At 58.4% G+C, this 2069-nt stretch carries 2 protein-coding genes, 1 other RNA gene and 2 pseudogenes; 3 read left to right on the top strand and 2 right to left on the bottom strand.

From position 1 onward, the window contains the following. Window positions 1-147 precede the first annotated feature (147 nt). Window positions 148-384 carry a hypothetical protein gene (locus tag XpopCFBP1817_RS22375; protein ID WP_208619688.1) on the top strand — a complete coding sequence of 79 codons (237 nt, stop codon included), beginning with the start codon at window positions 148-150 and terminating at the stop codon, window positions 382-384. A 168-nt stretch (window positions 385-552) separates the two neighbouring features. Here XpopCFBP1817_RS22375 and XpopCFBP1817_RS20555 read toward each other — a convergent pair. Next, a pseudogene (locus XpopCFBP1817_RS20555) lies at window positions 553-896 on the bottom strand (integrase core domain-containing protein); the annotation flags it as partial. A gap of 6 nt (window positions 897-902) precedes the next feature. Between XpopCFBP1817_RS20555 and XpopCFBP1817_RS20550 the strand changes: the two are divergent. Further along, complete coding sequence (locus tag XpopCFBP1817_RS20550; RefSeq protein WP_244171289.1) at window positions 903-1223, top strand: IS110 family transposase; 321 nt, start codon at window positions 903-905, stop codon at window positions 1221-1223. Window positions 1224-1301: 78 nt separating this feature from the next. Here the strand turns inward: XpopCFBP1817_RS20550 and XpopCFBP1817_RS20545 are convergent. Next, window positions 1302-1378, bottom strand: a non-coding RNA gene (locus tag XpopCFBP1817_RS20545) — sX9 sRNA. Window positions 1379-1440: 62 nt separating this feature from the next. Between XpopCFBP1817_RS20545 and XpopCFBP1817_RS23455 the strand changes: the two are divergent. Next, window positions 1441-1902, top strand: a pseudogene (locus XpopCFBP1817_RS23455) (transposase); the annotation flags it as partial. Window positions 1903-2069 lie beyond the last annotated feature (167 nt).

Here is a 2069-nt window from a genome sequence, read left to right as displayed (position 1 = left end):
ATCGCTGATTTTTTGAAGGTATGGTCATCATCCAGTGCGTGTCACCACGGCTACGACTTGGTTGTTCGAGGTGCCCCTAATATATCTGATGAATTTTTTGATTACCAAAATGGTGCGTTATATATGCTTGCACGCGGCGTGTAAGGATTGACAAGTCCGTACGAAATCATTTACCACTTTGCGAACAAACAGGGAACCTCTCAATTCGGCTGCTCTGTCCCCGACAAAACCGCGCCCCCCTCCCAAAGCCATGATCCCCCGCGTAGCGCACTGAGGTTCGACCTGTTTGCCGAGGCCTCGCGCCAGCACAACCGCGATAAGGTGGGCGACACATTGCAGGCGATCGCGCGGCATATCGACGTCGGCGAACTGGCCGGACTGTGAATGCATTGATTGAGCGCGGCGATGGCCGCAAGGGTGGGTGGCCCGCTTACCCTACTGGGCAGGCTGGCGATTGGCTGGCGGCGGCCTCGTTGCCTCAAGTGGCGAACGGATTCCAGAACGTAGATTGCACGGCTTGCTCTGAATGCCAATGCTAGTGATGTTAGGGATGTTCAGTCCCGGGGTTAGATGGATCGAATCCATCTCGAACCACTCGGGTTCGGATGTCCACTGCTTGCAGATGAATTTGTGCGGTGTCAGACCCTTCAGAGCCTTTAGCCTGCGAGCGAAGTTGTCGGCGTCGATGACGTCGGCCAGATGCTGTTGCAGTTGTGCGTGATCGTCGTAATGGAAGCGTTTGACAGTGACTTCCTTGATGGTCCGGTTCCTCGTTCAACCTGCCCGTTGGTCCAGGGATGCTTGACCTTGGTCAGGCGGTGTTCGGTGCCGTGCTCCTCCCAGACGCGAGTGAGTAGATGTACAAAGGCATATCGGTTCGAACTGCAGTTGGTGAACAGGCGATGTCTTTCGCCAATGAGGAAAACGGCATTGCCGCCTTGATCCAGGTGCTTCAGGACGCTGCACCCCGGCTGATGGTGTTGGAGGCCACTGGCGGGCTGGAACGGACAGTGGTAGCCAAGTTGCTGGCAGCGGCATTGCTGATAGCGGTGATAAATCACCGCCAGGTACGCGCCTTTGCCAAGGTGAGCGGGCAACATGCCAAGACTGACCGGCTCGATGCATGCTTACTGGCACATGTCGCCCAGGCGATCCAGCCGGCCCAAGGGCCGTTGTCTGAGGCGGCAATGGCCTTTGCCGACCACTTGGCGCGTCGGCGCTAGTTTGCGGAGATGCTGAGCATGGAGAAGACCCGTCTCAAGCAAGCACCAAACAGGCAGGTACGCCAATACATTAAGAGCGGCTAACAAAACGTAGCGAGCAGTCGTCAGGTGGGTGCGGACGGCGCGCTCAGAACCGGAGTGTACGAGTGGTACATGCCGATTCCGAGCACCGGCCGCGCCCGCCTGGCGGCTGCGCAGTAGTTTTGTTAGCCGCTCTAAGTTGCATATCCACTGGCTGGAGGACCGTTTGCGTGCTTCGGAGAGCGGACTGGGCCAGGCGCTGGAGTGATCGCGGCATGGCAGGCGAGGCGCGATCTGCTGAGCGAGTTCAAAGGCATCGGCGAAGTGACCATATTGATCTTGCTTGCCAGTCTCCTGGAGCTAGGCTATCTGGACCGCAAACGCATTGCCGCGTTGGTCGGCGTGGCGCCGCTCAACCGCGACAGCGGCACCTTGCGTGGCCGTCGGACGGTATGGGGCGGGTGCGCCACCGTGCGCCAGATCCTGTACATGCCAACCTTGACCGCGCTGTTATGAGCGTCTGCGCGCCAACGGCAAAGTCGCCAAGGTGGCGCTGGTGGCATGCATGCGCAAGCTACTGACGATCCTCCTACTGACGATCCTCAACGCCATGGTGTGCGATCGAAAACCTTTCGACGCCACCCTCCACCAGGCTTGAAACCCAACACAGTTGCTCATCGGCCATTCGGGCACCTTCTTCCCGATGGGAGAAGGGAGGCCACTTGCCTTTTCGAATCCCCAATCCCGACTCTGAGGTTTCCCCACGTTTTCCCGAGATAGATCAGCTGGTTGCACCCGGATCGTGTAGAAACAAGTGCGCGCATG

It is taken from the genome of Xanthomonas populi, from assembly GCF_002940065.1.
Classification (GTDB): Bacteria; Pseudomonadota; Gammaproteobacteria; order Xanthomonadales; family Xanthomonadaceae; genus Xanthomonas; species Xanthomonas populi.
The sequence above is the reverse complement of the archived record's forward strand: the minus strand, read 5'-3'. Positions and strand labels throughout refer to the sequence as shown.